14 protein-coding genes are annotated in these 16,498 nt (G+C 61.7%); 6 read left to right on the top strand and 8 right to left on the bottom strand.

Going from position 1 to position 16,498, the window contains the following annotated elements:
- The first annotated feature begins 219 nt into the window (after positions 1 to 219).
- Positions 220 to 1,737: a DHA2 family efflux MFS transporter permease subunit gene (locus RH950_RS02760; protein ID WP_350053468.1), complete on the top strand. Its 1,518-nt coding sequence runs from the start codon at positions 220 to 222 to the stop codon at positions 1,735 to 1,737.
- Here RH950_RS02760 and RH950_RS02755 read toward each other — a convergent pair.
- Positions 1,734 to 2,858, bottom strand: coding sequence for an HlyD family secretion protein (locus RH950_RS02755; RefSeq protein WP_350053466.1), 1,125 nt, complete (start codon positions 2,856 to 2,858; stop codon positions 1,734 to 1,736). The two genes, RH950_RS02760 and RH950_RS02755, sit on opposite strands and share 4 nt — an antisense overlap.
- A 590-nt stretch (positions 2,859 to 3,448) precedes the next feature.
- Between RH950_RS02755 and RH950_RS02750 the strand changes: the two genes are divergently transcribed.
- The 3 genes from RH950_RS02750 to glxR all read left to right on the top strand — a co-directional run bounded on the left by RH950_RS02750 (position 3,449) and on the right by glxR (position 6,796).
- Complete coding sequence (locus tag RH950_RS02750) at positions 3,449 to 4,516, top strand: putative sugar O-methyltransferase (RefSeq protein WP_350053464.1); 1,068 nt, start codon at positions 3,449 to 3,451, stop codon at positions 4,514 to 4,516.
- Between the two features lie 325 nt (positions 4,517 to 4,841).
- On the top strand, positions 4,842 to 5,852 hold the full coding sequence (locus tag RH950_RS02745; protein WP_350053462.1) for an LLM class flavin-dependent oxidoreductase: 1,011 nt from the start codon (positions 4,842 to 4,844) through the stop codon (positions 5,850 to 5,852).
- Between the two features lie 62 nt (positions 5,853 to 5,914).
- Positions 5,915 to 6,796, top strand: coding sequence for a 2-hydroxy-3-oxopropionate reductase (gene glxR, locus RH950_RS02740; protein ID WP_350053460.1), 882 nt, complete (start codon positions 5,915 to 5,917; stop codon positions 6,794 to 6,796).
- A gap of 9 nt (positions 6,797 to 6,805) precedes the next feature.
- Here the strand turns inward: glxR and RH950_RS02735 are convergent, their stop codons facing one another.
- From RH950_RS02735 to RH950_RS02705, 7 genes are all read right to left on the bottom strand, one after another.
- Positions 6,806 to 8,800: a hypothetical protein gene (locus tag RH950_RS02735; protein ID WP_350053458.1), complete on the bottom strand. Its 1,995-nt coding sequence runs from the start codon at positions 8,798 to 8,800 to the stop codon at positions 6,806 to 6,808.
- 36 nt (positions 8,801 to 8,836) lie between these two features.
- A complete protein-coding gene (locus RH950_RS02730) occupies positions 8,837 to 10,081 on the bottom strand; it encodes an ATP-grasp domain-containing protein (RefSeq protein WP_350053456.1) in 1,245 nt (414 codons plus the stop codon).
- Between the two features lie 420 nt (positions 10,082 to 10,501).
- Positions 10,502 to 11,119: a transmembrane anchor protein gene (locus RH950_RS02725; RefSeq protein WP_350053454.1), complete on the bottom strand. Its 618-nt coding sequence runs from the start codon at positions 11,117 to 11,119 to the stop codon at positions 10,502 to 10,504.
- Between the two features lie 16 nt (positions 11,120 to 11,135).
- On the bottom strand, positions 11,136 to 11,855 hold the full coding sequence (locus RH950_RS02720; protein ID WP_350053452.1) for a HupE/UreJ family protein: 720 nt from the start codon (positions 11,853 to 11,855) through the stop codon (positions 11,136 to 11,138).
- Between the two features lie 58 nt (positions 11,856 to 11,913).
- Positions 11,914 to 12,303: a hypothetical protein gene (locus RH950_RS02715; RefSeq protein ID WP_350053450.1), complete on the bottom strand. Its 390-nt coding sequence runs from the start codon at positions 12,301 to 12,303 to the stop codon at positions 11,914 to 11,916.
- 258 nt (positions 12,304 to 12,561) lie between these two features.
- On the bottom strand, positions 12,562 to 13,884 hold the full coding sequence (locus RH950_RS02710; RefSeq protein ID WP_350053448.1) for a ferredoxin reductase family protein: 1,323 nt from the start codon (positions 13,882 to 13,884) through the stop codon (positions 12,562 to 12,564).
- 214 nt (positions 13,885 to 14,098) lie between these two features.
- Positions 14,099 to 15,139 carry a LysR family transcriptional regulator gene (locus RH950_RS02705; RefSeq protein WP_350053446.1) on the bottom strand — a complete coding sequence of 347 codons (1,041 nt, stop codon included), beginning with the start codon at positions 15,137 to 15,139 and terminating at the stop codon, positions 14,099 to 14,101.
- A gap of 77 nt (positions 15,140 to 15,216) precedes the next feature.
- Between RH950_RS02705 and RH950_RS02700 the strand changes: the two genes are divergently transcribed.
- Together RH950_RS02700 and RH950_RS02695 are read left to right on the top strand one after the other, a co-directional pair.
- Positions 15,217 to 15,894 (top strand): DUF2306 domain-containing protein, encoded by a 678-nt coding sequence (locus RH950_RS02700; protein ID WP_350053444.1) that lies wholly within the window; start codon positions 15,217 to 15,219, stop codon positions 15,892 to 15,894.
- 15 nt (positions 15,895 to 15,909) lie between these two features.
- On the top strand, positions 15,910 to 16,350 hold the full coding sequence (locus RH950_RS02695) for a hypothetical protein (protein WP_350053442.1): 441 nt from the start codon (positions 15,910 to 15,912) through the stop codon (positions 16,348 to 16,350).
- Positions 16,351 to 16,498 lie beyond the last annotated feature (148 nt).

The raw sequence follows: 16,498 nt of genomic DNA, 5'->3' as shown, positions 1-16,498 counted from the left end.
CAAACGTCGACGTACTGCTGGAGGGGAGTCCGCTGAATCGGGGCTCCCCTTCAGCTTTTCGGGCAGCAGATACAGGAATGGTTCGTTCAATCCGGATGACGGCCCTGCCACACGACACTCTTTCCGCCTAAACCCCTCGCCCTCCCGCGATTTCCTCTCCTAAACTGACAGGACCAATGAGAGCCCCCGGATCAACGGGGGACCAAGGGGGAGATGTTCATGGCGGCTGTGACGGCAGCGGCGACGGCAGAGGAGGGTGCTCGCTACAAGGTGCTGGTGCTCGTCACCATGGCCTGCGCCTGCATGCTCTACGCGCTTACGCTAACGATCGTGAACGTTGCCCTGCCGCAGATGCAGGGTGCCTTTTCGGCGACTACCGAGGAGATTTCCTGGGTGGTGACGCTGAATGTGGTGGCGACGGCGGTGGTGACGCCGCTGACCGGCTCTCTGGTTGCCTGGGTCGGGCAGCGCCGACTGCTGATCCTCTGCCTTTCCGGTTTCACCTTCGCCTCGCTCGCCTGCGCCATGGCGACCTCGCTCGAGGCGGTGCTGTTTTTCCGCATTATTCAGGGCGCCTTCGGCGCGCCGGTGGTGCCGCTGAGCCAGGCCATCGTGCTGCAGGTCTGGCCGAAGGAGGAATACGGCAAGGCGAACGGCTATCTCGGCATGTCGGTCGTCATCGGTCCGGCCATCGGGCCGTCGATCGGCGGCTGGCTGGCGGAGGAATACAACTGGCGCTTCGTCTTCCTGATGATCGTGCCGTTCAGCCTGCTTGCGCTCGCCGGTGTGATGCGCTGGATCCGCGAGGGCGGCAAGACGGCGCTGCCGCGTTTCGACTATCTGGGCTTCCTGCTGTTCTCCGTCGCCATCGTCGCGCTGCAGCTGGTGCTCGACCGGGGCGAGCGGGAGGACTGGCTGCAATCCGGGACCATCATCACGCTGTTGATTGTGATGAGCGCCGCCTTCGCAATGTTCATCGCCAACAGCGCCTGCGTCGACCGGCCCTTCGTCCGTCCCGTGCTGCTCAAGAATCAAAATTTCGTGGTCGGGCTCTTTCTGGTCTTCGTCTATGGCGCGGTGAACTTTACCCCGCTGGTGCTGTTGCCGCAGCTTCTCCAGAGCTATCGCGGCTATCCGGACACGCTGATCGGACTGGTGCTGGCAATGCGTGGTGTCGGCATGATCGCCGGGTTTTACGCGGCGGCAAGGATGGGGAAGATGGATCCGCGTATCGGGTTGGTGCTCGGCACGCTGGCGATTGGGACGAGCGGCTGGATGATGAGCCTGTATGATCTCAATGTCGGATTCTGGGCGCTGGTCTGGCCGAGCATCCTGCAGGGCATCGGTTGCGGGCTGATGTGGGTGCCGCTGTCGATGGTCAGCTTCTCGACGCTGGACCGCGCGCTGCTGCCGGATGCAACCTCGCTGTTCCACCTGATCCGCAACATGGGGACCAGCCTCTATGTCGCCGCCAGCGTCTTCGTCTTGGTCCGCACCAGCAAGGTGCGTTACGCCGAGATGGTCGAGGGGATCGGCCCGTTCGAGGAGCGGCTGAAATTCCCGGACGTGATTGGCGGCGGTGCCGTGCAATGGACGGACAGTCTCGGCCTGCTTGCCGGAGAGGCTTGGCGCCAGTCCGCCCTGATCGGCTTCAACAACTGTTTCCTGCTCTATGCACTGACCTGTTTCGCCACCTTGCCGGTGCTGGTTTTCGTGAAGATCCGGCGGGACGACTAGCGGGTACTTTCGGCCGCCCTGGCCAGCCATGTGTCGGTCAGCGCGGCGAGATTGTCGACGAGATTGCGCTGGCGTCCGGTATCGACGGAGATTTTAGCGCTCATGCCGGCCCGGAGCTGCGGCAAATCGGGGTTCGGCTCGACCGTTATGCGCACCGGCAGGCGCTGCACCACCTTGACCCAGTTGCCTGACGCATTCTGCGGCGGCAGAGCGGAGAATTCGGCGCCGGTGGCCGGGCTCAGACTCTCGATCTGACCGGACCATACAGCATCGGGATAGGCATCGACGCGGACCTCGACTGGCTGACCGATGGCGATGGCGTCGAGCTGGGTTTCCTTCAGGTTCGCCTCGATCCAGACAGCACCGGTGCCGATGATGCCGAAGGTCGGCGTGTCGGCCTCGACCCATTCGCCGGGCTGCAGTTTCATTCTCGTGACGATGCCGCCTGCAGGCGCCCGGATCTCGGTATAGGCGAGGTCCAGCTTCACCCGCTCGATCTCCGCATCCATCTCCCGCACCATCGGGTGGTCCTCGACCGGCCGGTCGGGCGTGCCGCCGAGTTTGGCCAGCACGACCTGGCGTTTCTCCCTGAGGGACAGCAGGCGCTGCTCGGAGATGTCCCGCTCCAACTGCATCTCGTCGAGTTTCGCCTCGGTGCCGGCGGCCCGTGTCACCAGCCGGCGCTGCCGTTCGACTTCCTTGGCGTAGTAAGTGACCCGGCGTCCGGCCTCGGCGATATCGGCGGCGATCTGGCCGAGCTCGGCCTGTGTTGCCAGCAGCTCGTTGCGCACCGCCGCACGCCGTGCCTCCGCCATCCTGAGCTGGACCTGGTAGGGCGCCGGATCGATCCGGAACAGCAGGTCGCCCTCGGCCACCGGCTGGTTGTCGCCGACCCGAACCTCGACCGCGCGGCCGTCGATATTCGGGCTGACGGCAATCACCGGCGCCTTCACATAGGCGTTCTCGGTGGTTACATACCGGCCGGTCTCGGCATACCACCAGGCACCGATCATGAAGGCGATGACCGCGATGCCGCCCAGCAGGACGAGCCGGAGCAGGGAACGGGCCCAGCGCCGACGCGGCTTGTGGGGGAGGGGGAGAGTATCTTTGCTGTCGCTCATGACCAACCTTGCCAGAAGTGAAACGCCCCCGGCGCGGCCCTGCCGGAAAGATTGATTCGGCAAGATTAGGCAGGGGCGTTGCCGGATGCCAGCGGCTTGCAGATGAATTCCGCATTGCGGGTCGGCTGATCGCATGAGGGCACGTAGTGTTTCAAAACATCATCGGTTAGGCGCCGTGCGCGCTGAAGTGGAAGCGGCTGCCGCGATAGCCCTACCGGCTCACGCCGCCCTGCTCTAGCTGCATGTGCCGGCCAGAACGGCTTCCTGATGGCTGGGGCTACCGTCCGATCCGAGGCACGCAGTGCTGGAGGTCGGAACAGTGCGCCCAATGTTCGCCAGAATGGCGCTCATCTCGGCGCAGAATGACGTTCGGTGTGCGATCTGCAGTCGGCACGGTTCGTGCCAAGAGGCTAGAGGGTTCAGCGTTGGGTCGATCCTTGCTTTTGTCAGCAACAAGATCATAAAAACGAATACAGTTTAGGGATTTCTGGGTGGTAAAGTTGCCTGCCAAAATCGCATCTCAAGAACGTGTATTGCTCTGGCTGTTGTCACGTTGAATTTTGTATACCTAAGAGAGAACTCGACCAAGCATGGCTCAAATTCCTGACGATCCCGATCTCCTGAACTTGATGATGGCCGACCTTCAAGCAGCGGAACCCATTTTCCAGCCGACCAAATACTGGCGTGATTATCAAGATGCCACGCTGTTATATCTCAAAATCAACGGTTTGGAGTCCATTCGCGGACGGCGGGATGGCGCGGTTACCTCTTTCGGGTGTTACGAATCTCCGCTACATCCGACACGAGATGGATTGTCGCATATCGGGTTTTCCAGCGAAGAAATAGACACCGTCGAAGCCTTTTTACGTGTCGCCGCCAATTCTCCAAAAAAACCTATCCTTCCGCTCGGTCTCTCGATTGAAGATGTTTTCCGGGCGCGGCTGGCTCTATTGGACAGCAAGGCGCGGGAGCGTTGCAGTCGGGCGCGTTCCATATACGAGATGGACTGTTCTATCGTCGGTGGACCGAAAAGCTATTTCGAGTTCAGGGACAAGATTTATACTCAAAATATGCTCCTAGCGTTCGATGCCTATATTGAATGCATGGTGGACATCGACCTGGAACAAGTTTCGACGGTGGTCGAGATAGGGGCCGGCATTGGTCAGCAGGTGGAATGCCTCAAGAAACTGCACCCGCATCTCACGATCATCGTCATCGATATCCCTCCACAGCTCTACGTATCGCACCAGTACCTGCGGACAGTCTTCCCCGAATGCAGTGTTTCCTATCGTGAAACGCGGACAGGCGTTCCGGCTTTCGAACCTGGCGGACTGTATTTCCTCGGCAACTGGCAAATCGATGCGATCGACCCGCCGGGGCCGACGCTTCTTTGGAACGCCAAGAGTTTCCAGGAAATGAGCCAGCCAGTGGTCAGCCGCTATGCCGACGCCTTCATGAAGTGGAGTGATTGGCTTCATTTGCGCAACCTTGCTAACGGCCTCGAACCCCAAAAAATCGCCAAGCACGATCTTGAATCCGCCGTCGGCAGAGATTTCTACGAGTCCCTTTTCTCTCCCTCTTTCGTACAGAAGGCCGACCGACCGGTGTCGAAATCTTCAACGCGCGACTACAGAATTATGACTTGGGAACGCAAGTAACTATCCGGACCACGTCTTTTAATGCCGATAGCCGACGAGCCTTCTTTCGCTCCCCCAAACGGGGCTACTCCCTCCCGGATCTGCCCAAGAGCATTGTCTGTTTTCCGACGGGCGCCCGCGTGAGCAGCCGCGGGCCCGCGTCCAGGGCCGTTTTACGGTTTCCCGGAAAGTGCTGTTTTGGGGTGCCGTTCCGCGGCGCGGCGGGACGGGGGCAAGGATACGGGCGGGGAAGGGTCTCGTGGTGGATCGGCAAGGTGCCGGCGCGCGAAACCCTCTATGCTTGCCCTCCGTGTTTTCCGAAGCGCGCGCCAGAAGGAGCCCGCCCATGCTGCACCTTTCCGTTCTCGACCAGTCCGTCGCCGGCGTCGGCAAGCCGCACGGCCAGACCATCCGCGACACGATTGCCATGGCCGAGCTGTGCGAGGACCTCGGCTACAAGCGCTTCTGGGTGTCCGAGCACCATTCCCACCCGACCATCATCGGCACCGCGCCGGAGGTCCTGCTGGCCGGGATCGCCATGAAGACGGAGCGCATCCGGCTTGGCTCCGCCGGGGTCATGCTGCCGCATTATGCGCCGCTGAAGGTGGCCGAGCAGTTCCGGGTGCTGGAGGCGCTGGCGCCGGGCCGGATTGATCTCGGCCTTGGCCGCGCCCCCGGCTCGGACGGCCTGACCTCGCTCGCCCTCAATCCCGCCGCGGCCGAACGCCCGGCCCAGTTTCCGAACGACGTGCAGGACCTGATGGCCTGGGTCAGCGGCGCGGACCTGCCGGACGGCCATCCCTTCGCCACTGTCCGGGCCAATCCGCAGGGCGAGACATCGCCGGAAATCTGGATGCTCGGCAGCTCGCTCTACGGCGCCCAGGTGGCGGCCCATTTTGGGCTGCCCTACAGCTTTGCCTGGTTCTTCACCCAGGGCCAGGGCGGCCCGGAGGCGATCCAGATCTACCGCGAGCGCTACCAGCCGAGCGCCCGCTTTCCGGAGCCGCGCCCCGGCATCTGCGTCTGGGCCCTGGCCGCCGAGACCGAAGAGGAGGCGCACTATCATTTCGCCTCCCGGGCCCGCTGGCAGCTGTATCGCGACCGGGGCCGCTACACGGCTCTGGAAAGCGCGGAGACGGCGAACAATGCCGCCTACTCGGAAGACGAGACGGCCCGCATGGACGCGCAGCGCCGGACGGCCATGGTCGGCACCCCGGAGAGGGTGGCCGAGCGTGTCCGCGACCTTGCCAAACGGCTGGATATCGAGGAAATAGCGGTGGTGACCTGGGCCCATGACGAGGGCGCGCGGCGGCGCAGCTACGAGCTGCTGGCGGCGGAATTCGGGATGACGGCGTGAGCCGCGGCACGGCACAGTGACGCGAGCGCGCAAAGAATGAACGCAACGGAGGAGACATACAGATGAGCAAGCTTGGTTTTATCGGCCTCGGCATCATGGGCGTGCCCATGGCGGGACACCTGATCGCGGCCGGTCACGAGGTTTTCCTGAACACCCTCAATCAGGTGTCGCGCAGCCTGGTCGACGCCGGCGGCACGGCCTGCCCGAGCGCCGCCGCGGTCGCCAAGGCGGCCGACATCATCTTCATCATGGTGCCGGACACGCCGCAGGTCGAGGACGTGCTGTTCGGCGATGATGGCGTCGCCGAGGCGCTCTCGGACGGCAAGACCGTGGTCGACATGAGCTCGATCTCGCCGCTCGCGACCAAGGAGTTCGCGACCAAGATCAACGAGCTCGGCTGCGAATATATCGACGCCCCGGTCTCCGGCGGTGAGGTCGGCGCCAAGGCGGCCAGCCTGACCATCATGTGCGGCGGCTCCGAGAAGGCCTTCAAGCGGGTGAAGCCGCTGTTCGAGCTGATGGGCAAGAACATCACGCTGGTCGGCGGCAATGGCGACGGGCAGACCTGCAAGGTGGCCAACCAGATCATCGTCGCCCTGACCATCGAGGCGGTCGGCGAGGCCCTGCTGTTCGCCTCCAAGGCGGGCGCCGACCCGGCCAAGGTGCGCGAGGCCCTGATGGGCGGCTTCGCCTCGTCGAAGATCCTGGAGCTGCATGGCGACCGCATGGTGAAGCGCAATTTCGATCCCGGCTTCCGGATCGAGCTGCACCAGAAGGACCTGAACCTGGCCCTTTCCAACGCCCGCGAAATGGGTCTCAGCCTGCCGAACACGGCGACGGCGCAGGAACTGTTCAATGCCTGTTCCGCCCATGGCGGCAAGGCGTGGGACCATTCGGCCATGGTGAAGGCGCTGGAACTGATGGCGGATCACGAGGTGGCGTGAGGGGCAACCCTAGGCTTCGCGTCCTGCCGCCCAACTGGTTACGGCCATCTCGCGGACCCGCGTGATCTCGTGCTCGGGTACGGCGTCGGGGAGGCCCTGTTCCAGCGGGTCGAAATGGAAGAGATAAAGGCGCGCGGCGAAATCGGCGATCGGCAGGGAGCTTTCTCCGTGCTGCTCGCCGTGACCGTCGGTGGCGACGATGACGCCCGCGCCCCAGTCCTGTCCGCTGTCATTGTTTGGGTTGTAGAAATAGACTCGCATGTCGCTTGTCTGGTCGAGGGCGACCCTACAGATGCTGATAGCGTGCCAGCCCACATACCGCGCCAGGCCGTCGGTCACGGCGACGCCCGCCGGTTGCGGGTGGATAACCGGCTGGTTGCCGTTATAGGCCGGGTGATAGGCGGCATAGAAACGGCGGATGAAACCGTCAAAATCCTTCAGCTTGCCGGTCGGTACGTCGACGGCGATCTCGACGCCGCGACCGACCCACCATCCGTGCATCTCGCGATTGACCCATTTGTGCATGTCGTCGCCCCGCGCCGCGCACAGCCTGCCCATCTGGGCATAGATGCGATCGAGATGCGGCACGACGACGGTCGAAACGGCGTCCACGTCATGCAGTATCCGGGAGCCGGCCCCGGGCTCGATGCGGGATGAGATTGGCGTCCCCTCGAACGTGATCACGACTTCGTCGTCGCGCGCCGCCCAGCTGATCAGCTGCAACAGGTAGTCGGGGTCCGTGTGCGACCACATGCAGAGCGCCCGCGCAGCCTGGCAGGTCGGGTTGTTGCCCTGTCCGACGCCGAACGGCTGGCCGAGCATGTTGAGCACGCCAGCGGTGAGAAAGACGTCCGGCGCATGGGCTTCGCCGAATCCGGCAGCGATCGCCTGCTGCGTGGCGGGCGAGAGCTTGAGGCCCAGTTGCCGCCACAGGGCCGGTGCCACAGGCGGCGTATAGAGCACGCCGCGCTCCAGCATCAGCGCGAGGCCGTAAACGCTTTGCGATGTCTCGGGGTGGACCGCCTTGTCAATCAGGGCGCGGACCAGGTCGCCGTAGCATTTCAGGGCGTCCACGCCCGTGCCCGAGAGGCCGAGTGTATCGGGAATGAGGTCCGGCGCCGCCGCCGCGACATGCCGGAGAAACTGGGCATGATAGGCGGATACGAGACCCGTATCGTGCATGGCGCGGGCGAACGCGGTGGCCTCCTTCGCCAGTCCGGCGGCATCCATCGCCCGGATGCGCTCGCCATAGACCGGCAGTCCGGGATCCTCGCGGCTCATCGCCGTCGGACCGAATACAGCGCTGACCAGCCGGTCCGCGCCCCAGCCGCCCGCATAAGTGTCGGACTTGCCGTTGACCAGCCAGACCGAGATCTGCGCGATCATCGCCTTGATGTCGTCGACCACGACCGGACGCTGCGACAGCAGCCGCCAGATCTCCGCGATCAGGGTGTCGAGGATGTGGTCGTGTCCCACATTCTCGACCAGGTGGGCATAGAGTATCCGGCACACCCGGTCCATGCCGCCGCCGCGCACGCGCGCGGCCTCGCCGGTATTGTCGAATACCAGATCGAGATTCAGGCCGACGACCTGCGAGAGGAAGTTCTGGGCGTGCTCGGAGGCGATACCCGGGTGGAAATACGCCCGCTTCGCGACGGCCAGCATGCGCAGGTGGTTCAGCACCTCGAGCATGGCCGTCGGCGTGTCCGCGAATTTCAGCGTCCGGCCGGCAAGCGCGGCCTGCAGAACATCGGGATGATCCCAGTCCGTCCCCGCGAAGATGCCGGCGGCGTCGAGCTGCTCGATGCGGCGATAGACCTCGCCCAGGCCGGTTTGATCGGCGCTCATGCGCCGGGTGATGTCGAGAACGGCCGCGCGGTGTCGCGGCTTTCCGATCGCCCCGGCCTCGGCGAGCCGTGCGCACGCGTCGTCCAATTTGGCGGCGAGCGCTGGATCGTAGGTGCCGGACTCCGGTCCGGCACCCGCAGCCGCAGTGTCCGTCATGAAGGTCTCCTCATCAAGAAGCCGAAGCGCAGGTGATCAGAGGTAGAAATCCAGCTCTTCCTGCTGCAGCAGGAGCTCGCGCATTCGATAGGGATCATCGCCAAAGAAGTATACGAGGCCCCAGTGCGTGCCGAAAGCCGTACGTTTCGTCACCTTGTTCTGCATCGGCGGCATCAGTTCGTGGAACTCGAAGAACGGATCCTTCTCGGTTTCCTCGGGTATCTGCAGCTCATTCACGACACGGCGGCGCGGATAGACGCCGAAGCAGCCGGCATGGCCCTTGGCATCGACGACCGCCTCCGGGAAGAAGGCGTCAATCTCTTCCTGCGTGGTGTGCGGGTCGAACATCAGCACGAGGCCCTGATAGCAGTTGAAGCCGTAGGCCCGTTCGATCAGCTCGAAGGCGTTGAATCCCGGCGGGCGGTAGGCGACTTCGCCGAAATACATCTTGCCGTCGCTGGTGACGAAATATTCCGGGTGGATGAAGCCGAAATCGATGTTGAAGGTCTCGATCAGCTTCTCGATCTCCTCGGTGACGCGCTCGCGCCATTTCTCGAGCTCAGGGGTCGCCGGCACGAAAACCGAATATCCGAGATGCACATACTCGGAAATGTTCAGGAACTGGATCTTGCGGTCCTTGATGAAGGCCTCGACGGCGAATTCCCAGCCGTCCAGGTGACTTTCCATCAGGGACGGAAATTCCGAATCGGGAATATTGTCGACATCCTCGGCCGTGCGCACGACGCGGTGGCCGAGGCAGCCGGCCTTGTCGAAGGCCTTGACGTGGATCGGGTCGTTCGGGTCGCCGTCGAGCTTCAGCAGCGCCTCGTTCACGCGCTTCAGGAAGTTGATGACGTCGGTCTTGTCCTGGGCTTCCTCGAAAATCCCGACGCGAATCCCGCCCAGCTGCGCGCGCCGCTTCATCATCGCCTTGTTGCGGAACAGCATTGCCTGGTTCATCAGGCGCGGATTGTCCATCAGCACGGCATTCACGGCGCCGGCCCATTCCACGGTCTCCTCGAAGAGCGGGATGGCCACGTCGACGTCCATCTCCTTCAGCGTCTCGCCGAGCTCGAAGGAGCGTTCGTTCAGCCGCTCGAAGTCCCAGCTCAGGAACGGGATGTTATTCTCCTCGGCATAGTCCCGAGCCCAGGACGGCGCCACAACGATGTAGCGGCGATCGAACCGGTCGATGGCGTCGATCGCATTGACGCTCCACCCCAGGATCGCGACGTAACCCTTGCTCAGGTCTCTCTCGGCACTTCGGTCCTTATCGGCCATCGGTCGGCAAACTCCTTCCCCGAAAAATGAATAAAGAATCAGGATGATTAAGTGTCGCCAAAACCGACGACGGGATTAATAGAATGGTGACATTTTGTGGAATATCAAGTTTTCTGGGGGAATTGTTTCGGTGAACTGATTGAAAAAGAAGAGTGATAAAATCGCAAACCGGTGTTTTGATGATGAAAGAGATTTTATAAATGAAATTCTGTTCTGTTTCTTGTTTGTAAAATCGATAGGGCGCCACGCATAATGTTTTGTAAGTCTAATTTAATGCTATAGACGCCCGACTTCTAAGAGGCATTCAGGTGGGCGCCTTTCCGGACCGGGACGGGAAAATCCTGACGGCTCCCGCATCTTGCCGCCGTGCAGATCTGACAAGGCGGCGCCCGTGACCACTCGATCGCGGGCGCCGGCCCCTTACTTGGAGCGCGTGAGCGCGCTGTAGGTCCCGCGGATCTGCAGCGTGACAGTCACGTCGGCCTTGTCGCGGTTACGCCAGAACCAGCCGTGGCTGCCGGAAAAGGGCGTGGAGAAGCTGCCATCGCCGGAGGTCTGGCCGCGGCCCTTCTCGTAAGTGACGGACTGGCCGCCGCCATGGCCGTGCAGATCGAAATTGATCCGTCCGCCGCTCGCGGCCCACTGATAGTCGGCGGTATCGCCCTCTGCCATGGTGAGCTTCACCTCGATCGGCTCGCCGGGAGCCAGGGTGAAACGCACCTCGTCCTTCCAGGCCTCCTGCGCTTGTGCGGACGGAACAATCAGGCCGAACAGAGCATCGAGCGCGCTCGATTGCTGGCCGGTCCCCTGCTGCATCCGGCGATCCTGTTCCGCCTCTTCGGCGAGTTCCTTCTTGATCTCGCCCATTTCGGCGAGGCCGAGGGCACGGCCGATTCCGGTCGGGTCGATGGCATATTCGGCCGGCAGGATCACGGTGACGAGGATCGCGATCGCAGCCACGAGGGCGATGATCGTGGAGCGCAGCAACTGCGCCGAGCTCGGAAGGTCGTCCGTGTTGGGTTTATGGGAATTGTACATGTCTCTATCCAATCTTTCAGGCGGCTACGAAATAGCCGGTGATCTGCAGGCCCATCAGCATGAAGCCGAGGGACATCATGACGACGTTGGCGGTGTAGGCATGGCGCCAGAAGCTGTCGGCCCTGCGCCAGTAGCCCATGACGATCAGGATGGCCGCCAGGGCCAGAAGCTGGCCCAGTTCAACCCCCACATTGAAGGCGATCAGGTTCGGCAGCAGGCCGTCCGGGGCGATCCGGTAGTCGAGGATCTTGGCCGCGAGGCCGAGGCCGTGGAGCAGTCCGAAGATCAGGGTCGCGGCTTTCGTGTTCGGCTGAAAGCCGAACCAGCGTTGATAGGCGCCGAGGTTGTCGAGCGCCTTGTAGACCACCGAGAAGCCGATGATGGCGTCGATCATGTAGGGGTTTACGTTCCAGCTGAAATAGACGCCGGCCAGCATCGTCACCGAATGGCCGAAGGCGAAGAGGCTGACATAGAGCGCGACGTGCTTCATCCGGTACAGGAAGAAGACGACGCCGAGCAGGAACAGGATGTGATCGTAGCCCGTGACCATATGCTTGGCCCCGAGATAGATGAAGGGGATGAGGTTCACCCCCCAGATCTCCTGGATATAGCCCGCGTCACCCTCGGTGACGTTGTGGGCCGTGGCCTCAGTCGCATGCAGGACAAGGGCCGTGAAGAAGAGGGCGCAGGCCGACCATTGCAATGGTCCACCCGGCGCCCGGAAGCGCGCGTGCATGAATTGATCTCCGCGTTGGATTGATGTGTCTGAGGGGCGTTGTCCGTTGCCGGACCGCTCAGGCGCGCGGAGGCCGTTCGAAGAGAAAGACCGGGACGGGACTTTTCCGCTCCGGCCGCACCTGCCGGCTGATGCCGTGTGCCGGCGGTACCGGGCTCGGCGCGGGCGGCAACAGCAGATCGGCGACATGTTCGTGGTCGGCACGATCATGGGCGTGGCCGTGCATCGCCCAGAGAAGATCCTCTTCCAGCCCGTGCGAATGGCCGTGTTCCGCCACCGTCCGGGCATGCTCCTGGGCCACGGAAAGATATCTCGGCAGATGCTTGAGGTCCGGCCGCACCGACCAGACGGTCAGAGCCAGGCACAGGAGGACGAGAATAATCCGCCGCCATGTCGTTCGCGTCTGTTTCATCGTCCGGTCATCGGCCTCAGCTTGGATCGCCGGCATCTTGCCCTATCCTGCCGGGGGGATACAGAGGCGATGTGACGCAAGAGCGTGCCGATGCAAGCTGCCCGGCACGCGTGCCCCGGCTGAAAAGGTCTGACGGGCACTGAGGCCTGTCATGCTCGGGGTTTCGCCAGCCGCCCCTGCATTACCGCCGCTGCATCACCGCATGGCGAAGACCAGAATGGCGAGGAGGATCAGGGCGCTGGTCCCCCAGACACCGGCCTGGATCCTGTGTCGCAACTTCATCAGCCCCGCCCCCTAATCATAATAGAACTGCTCGGCGATAATCTGCCGCGCCGGAACCCCGTGCGCCAGCAGGGCGTCCTCGACAGCCTCCAGCATGGCGGGCGGCCCGCACAGGACATAGAGCCAGTCGCGCGCGTCGTCCGCTGTGAAGACCTGCCCGATGGTCTCCCGGTCGATCAGCCCCGTGCGCCCCGTCCAGCCCGGCCCGGGCTCCGACAGGACATGGATGACCCCCCTGTTCGGGTGTCCGGAAAGCGCTTCCAGCTCATCCGCATAGACGATCTGCTCTTCGGTGCGGTTGCCGTAGAGCAGGATCATCGGGCGCGGGTCGTCTTCGGCCCGGAGCTGCCGGGCGATGGAGAGCAGCGGCGCGATGCCGACCCCGCCGGCGATCAGCGCGATGCCCGTTCCCGTGCGCCCCTTGAGCGTGAGATTGCCATGCGCATTGCCGAGATACGCGACGGTGCCCGGCGCAACGTCTCCGATATGCCGGGTGGAATCCCCGGCTTCCTTGATGACGAAGCGGACATCCGGGCGGTCGGCCGGGGCCGAGCTGATCGAGAACGGGTTTTCCTGCAATGAGAACGGGCTGTGCCCGAGCGTGAGCCAGGCGAACTGCCCCGCCTCGAAGGCGAGCGCGGCGCCGCGCCGGGGCCGCAGGGCAAGCTCCCATGTCCTGAGCGCGATCTTCCGGACCGAGGTGACCTCATAAGGCCGGCGCGCTTCCGCGAGCGGCGCGATCGCGTAGGTCCAGACCAGCGAGGCAAGGGCGAGGGCGAGCAGCACAAGCCAGAACCCGGCGAGCCATGGATCGGCACTGTACCGCCCCGCCTCAAGCGCGTGATGCGTCACCGCCGCCGCGATCACCACCGCGCCCACAGCATGCATCGCCCGCCAGACCTCGTAGCGATAGGGCAGCTGGTCCCGGAAAATCGCCATCAGCACGACGCACGGCAACGCCACCCAGGCGATCAGCCCGGTGACCAGCGAGCCGGTATCAAGGCCGAGCGTGAACTGCCCCGTCGGGTCCCACGGCAGCGGCGTGCCGAGAAACTCCGCGCTGTAGAGATAGGGGTGAACAAGCACGAAAATCAGCGCCGTGCGCGCCACGAGCTGATGAAACCGCATGGTCACATCCATCCCGATCCGCCCCGAAATCGCCCGGAACCGCCCCGACAGCACGAACTCGACCAGCAAAATGGCAAACGCCGTCATGCCGAGGCCAGAGGCGATTTCATCCAGCAGGGGGCGCGGCGGGAGGTTTTGCAGCGCGCTGAGGAGGAGCGGTGTGACCGTGATGAGGAGATAGCCGGTGAAGAGGAGTATGGGGTGCATGGAGCTCTCTCCGGGGGGCTGTTTTCGACGTGGAGAGGTTAGCGCATTAGGTATGATAATATGCGGACGTTTTGTGGAGTTGCTCGGCGGCAATTAGGTAGCGTGTCCACTTAGGCAGGTAGCGTGTCCCCTTAGGCTGGATTGCAGCCAGAAATGGGCATCGCGATATGTCAGCTTCCGGCCACGAACCGACAAAGTGGGGCGCTCGTTGCAGTTAGCCCGTTGACGTTCTGGCTGCAAGCTCCTCGGACAAGATATCGAAGATCGCGCGCATCCTGGCATTGGTTTTGAGCTCACCATGAGTGACAAGCCAGACAGGAACTTCGGCAGAGACATCCTTTTGCAGGACAGCCTCCACCCCGGGTGTGATGTTTGCGAGATCTTCAAACATTACGGCGAGGCCCAGGCCTCGCTTAACCGACTCCCATATCGCCACCCCAGAGTTGCCGACGATGCGAAATTGTTCGGCCGCAATGGCTCCGTTCATTGCGCTCAACATCTGCAAGACGCGCCCGGATGAATCTCCGAGGAAGGTCGTGCGCTCGCTGATATCGTTGAGCGTTGCAGGGCGTCCTATAACGTCGAGATAAGAGCTTGCTCCATAGAGATAGGCTTTTGTGGTCCGTATGCGCTTGGCATAGAGATCGGGATGTTTCGGCTGAACGTTGCGGATTGCAATATCCGCCTCACGGCGCCCCAAGTCTTGAACGTCGTTGGATGAAACGATCTCCACCTGAACTTCGGGATAGGTAAGCCGGATGCGCTCGATGATTGGCGGCAAGATATAGGCGCAAAAAGCATCACTTGCGGTGACGCTGACAGGACCTGCGATCCTTTGATCCTGTCCCAGCGCCGAAAGACTGAACAGGTCGGCCGCTTCCTTCATTGCTTTCGCGTGAGCGACCAAGGCTAGACCCTTGTCATTTATCGCCAAGGATTTTCCGATCCGATCGAATAGCAACAGACCAAGATCACTCTCAAGAGCAGCGACATGCCGCCCCACGGTCGGTTGAGACAATCCCAGTAGTTCGGCGGCGCCGGAAAAAGATCCTGTTTCAGCGGTAGCAAGAAAGGATTGTGCCTGCGACCAATCGAATGCGGAGTTTCGATTTTTCATGCAATAATGAATATCATTTCTGCATATTTTGGCAATTTTTAATTCGAATTTGAAGATGTAGAAACCCGCACCTCCACTGAAAAGCACCCGGATACGCGGTGCCGGATTGGTACTTGGAACCAGACGGGTGCCACACAAACCGGCCAGCCCAATGTTGGTATGGGCGCCATGAACGAAGACTGATCTCGACCTAAGGTCAAATTAGTGAGTGTATGATGAACGTTTTAACCGGACGTGAATGGACAACATTCATTTTGATTGTTGTTTTCTCGTCAATTCCTGCATTCGGTGGTCTGATAAGACTTGTTGAACTTGCCGGTGGCCCTTCTGTCCTTCCGGGAAATCCGCGGGCCATAGCGGATCCTTGGCCAGTCATTTTCCACGTCTCGGGCAGTTTCGTATTCTGCCTCGCAGGGGCGATACAATTTCTGCCAAGTTTGAGGCGCCACCGCCCGGCAATACACCGAATGATTGGTCGCGTGATGGTGATTGCAGGGTTTCTGTCGGCAAGCACCGGGTTGTGGATGACCGTCTACTTTACCTTCCCCGAGGCCATTCAAGGCAGCCTTTTGTTTTCTGCCCGGATTATCCTTGGTTTCGCAATGACCGGACTGCTCGCCTGGGCGATCATTGCCGTCAGGGCACGTTCCTTCAAAAGTCACGGGGCTTCGATGCTTAGGGCCTATGCCATTGGCCAAGGCGCTTCGACACAGACTTTGCTTGGAATTGCATGGATCGTCACCTTTGGCGCCGAGCCCACAGGTTTCTTAAGAGATTGCTTTATGGTGCTTTGTTGGGTTCTGAACCTTCTGGTCGCGGAAGCGTTGATCCATCTTTTTATCGCGAAACCACTCCCCTCAATCCAAATGTCCAATAGGGCCTCCGCCTTGTAGGAAGGAAAGCACATCATGTTTTGGAAAATCTCAGCTACCCTGCCCCTATTTCTTGTGACTGGGTGCGGCCTGGGACAAAACCTTATCAAGGCAGGGACTGAAAATGAACAATACACAGCCTGTGTCCTCAAGCAGGTAGAGGTCCTGTCGGCGAGTAACGGTGGTGGGGTACTGGCTGTCGAGAGAGCGACTGAGTTCGTAGTCTCAGCCTGTAAGCCGCAGGAAGACGTTTACGTCGTGGCGATGACCGACTTGGCGATGACGATGACGGGCAGCTTGGTCTCAAGAGAAAAATTCTTGGAAGATGAGGAGACAACTCTCCGCAACGACCTACATGATCTGGCGGCTAGTTTAGTATCACAAAATCTCTACCGACCCATGACCACTTCGGGTCAAATTCAGAAGTCCCGCTCAGTTGTGACGAATGGCAGCTTCTTTGGGCCGAAGGTGTCGTGACATAGCCCGGCCACAACGCTCAAACAGTACCGGATTCTTGCCGTTGGGCCGGTAAGGTGCTGGCGCTTCCCCTCCCAATGACCGCAGAGAAATCCGGGCCCCCAACCGCGCCATATGCCGTCGTCCTCTCCACTCCGATCGCTCTAAG

It is taken from the genome of Nisaea sp., assembly GCF_040217065.1.
Lineage (GTDB): Bacteria > Pseudomonadota > Alphaproteobacteria > Thalassobaculales > Thalassobaculaceae > Nisaea.
Note: the sequence above shows the minus strand (reverse complement) of the source record. Positions and strands in the feature narration are given on the sequence as shown.

What these genes read in the sequence shown, in the direction of transcription:
- RH950_RS02760 (WP_350053468.1), top strand. Translation starts at nt 220, where the DNA reads ATGGCGGCTGTGACGGCAGCGGCGACGGCAGAGGAGGGTGCTCGCTAC.
- RH950_RS02755 (WP_350053466.1), bottom strand. Translation starts at nt 2,858, where the DNA reads ATGAGCGACAGCAAAGATACTCTCCCCCTCCCCCACAAGCCGCGTCGG.
- RH950_RS02750 (WP_350053464.1), top strand. Translation starts at nt 3,449, where the DNA reads ATGGCTCAAATTCCTGACGATCCCGATCTCCTGAACTTGATGATGGCC.
- RH950_RS02745 (WP_350053462.1), top strand. Translation starts at nt 4,842, where the DNA reads ATGCTGCACCTTTCCGTTCTCGACCAGTCCGTCGCCGGCGTCGGCAAG.
- glxR (WP_350053460.1), top strand. Translation starts at nt 5,915, where the DNA reads ATGAGCAAGCTTGGTTTTATCGGCCTCGGCATCATGGGCGTGCCCATG.
- RH950_RS02735 (WP_350053458.1), bottom strand. Translation starts at nt 8,800, where the DNA reads ATGACGGACACTGCGGCTGCGGGTGCCGGACCGGAGTCCGGCACCTAC.
- RH950_RS02730 (WP_350053456.1), bottom strand. Translation starts at nt 10,081, where the DNA reads ATGGCCGATAAGGACCGAAGTGCCGAGAGAGACCTGAGCAAGGGTTAC.
- RH950_RS02725 (WP_350053454.1), bottom strand. Translation starts at nt 11,119, where the DNA reads ATGTACAATTCCCATAAACCCAACACGGACGACCTTCCGAGCTCGGCG.
- RH950_RS02720 (WP_350053452.1), bottom strand. Translation starts at nt 11,855, where the DNA reads ATGCACGCGCGCTTCCGGGCGCCGGGTGGACCATTGCAATGGTCGGCC.
- RH950_RS02715 (WP_350053450.1), bottom strand. Translation starts at nt 12,303, where the DNA reads ATGCCGGCGATCCAAGCTGAGGCCGATGACCGGACGATGAAACAGACG.
- RH950_RS02710 (WP_350053448.1), bottom strand. Translation starts at nt 13,884, where the DNA reads ATGCACCCCATACTCCTCTTCACCGGCTATCTCCTCATCACGGTCACA.
- RH950_RS02700 (WP_350053444.1), top strand. Translation starts at nt 15,217, where the DNA reads ATGAACGTTTTAACCGGACGTGAATGGACAACATTCATTTTGATTGTT.
- RH950_RS02695 (WP_350053442.1), top strand. Translation starts at nt 15,910, where the DNA reads ATGTTTTGGAAAATCTCAGCTACCCTGCCCCTATTTCTTGTGACTGGG.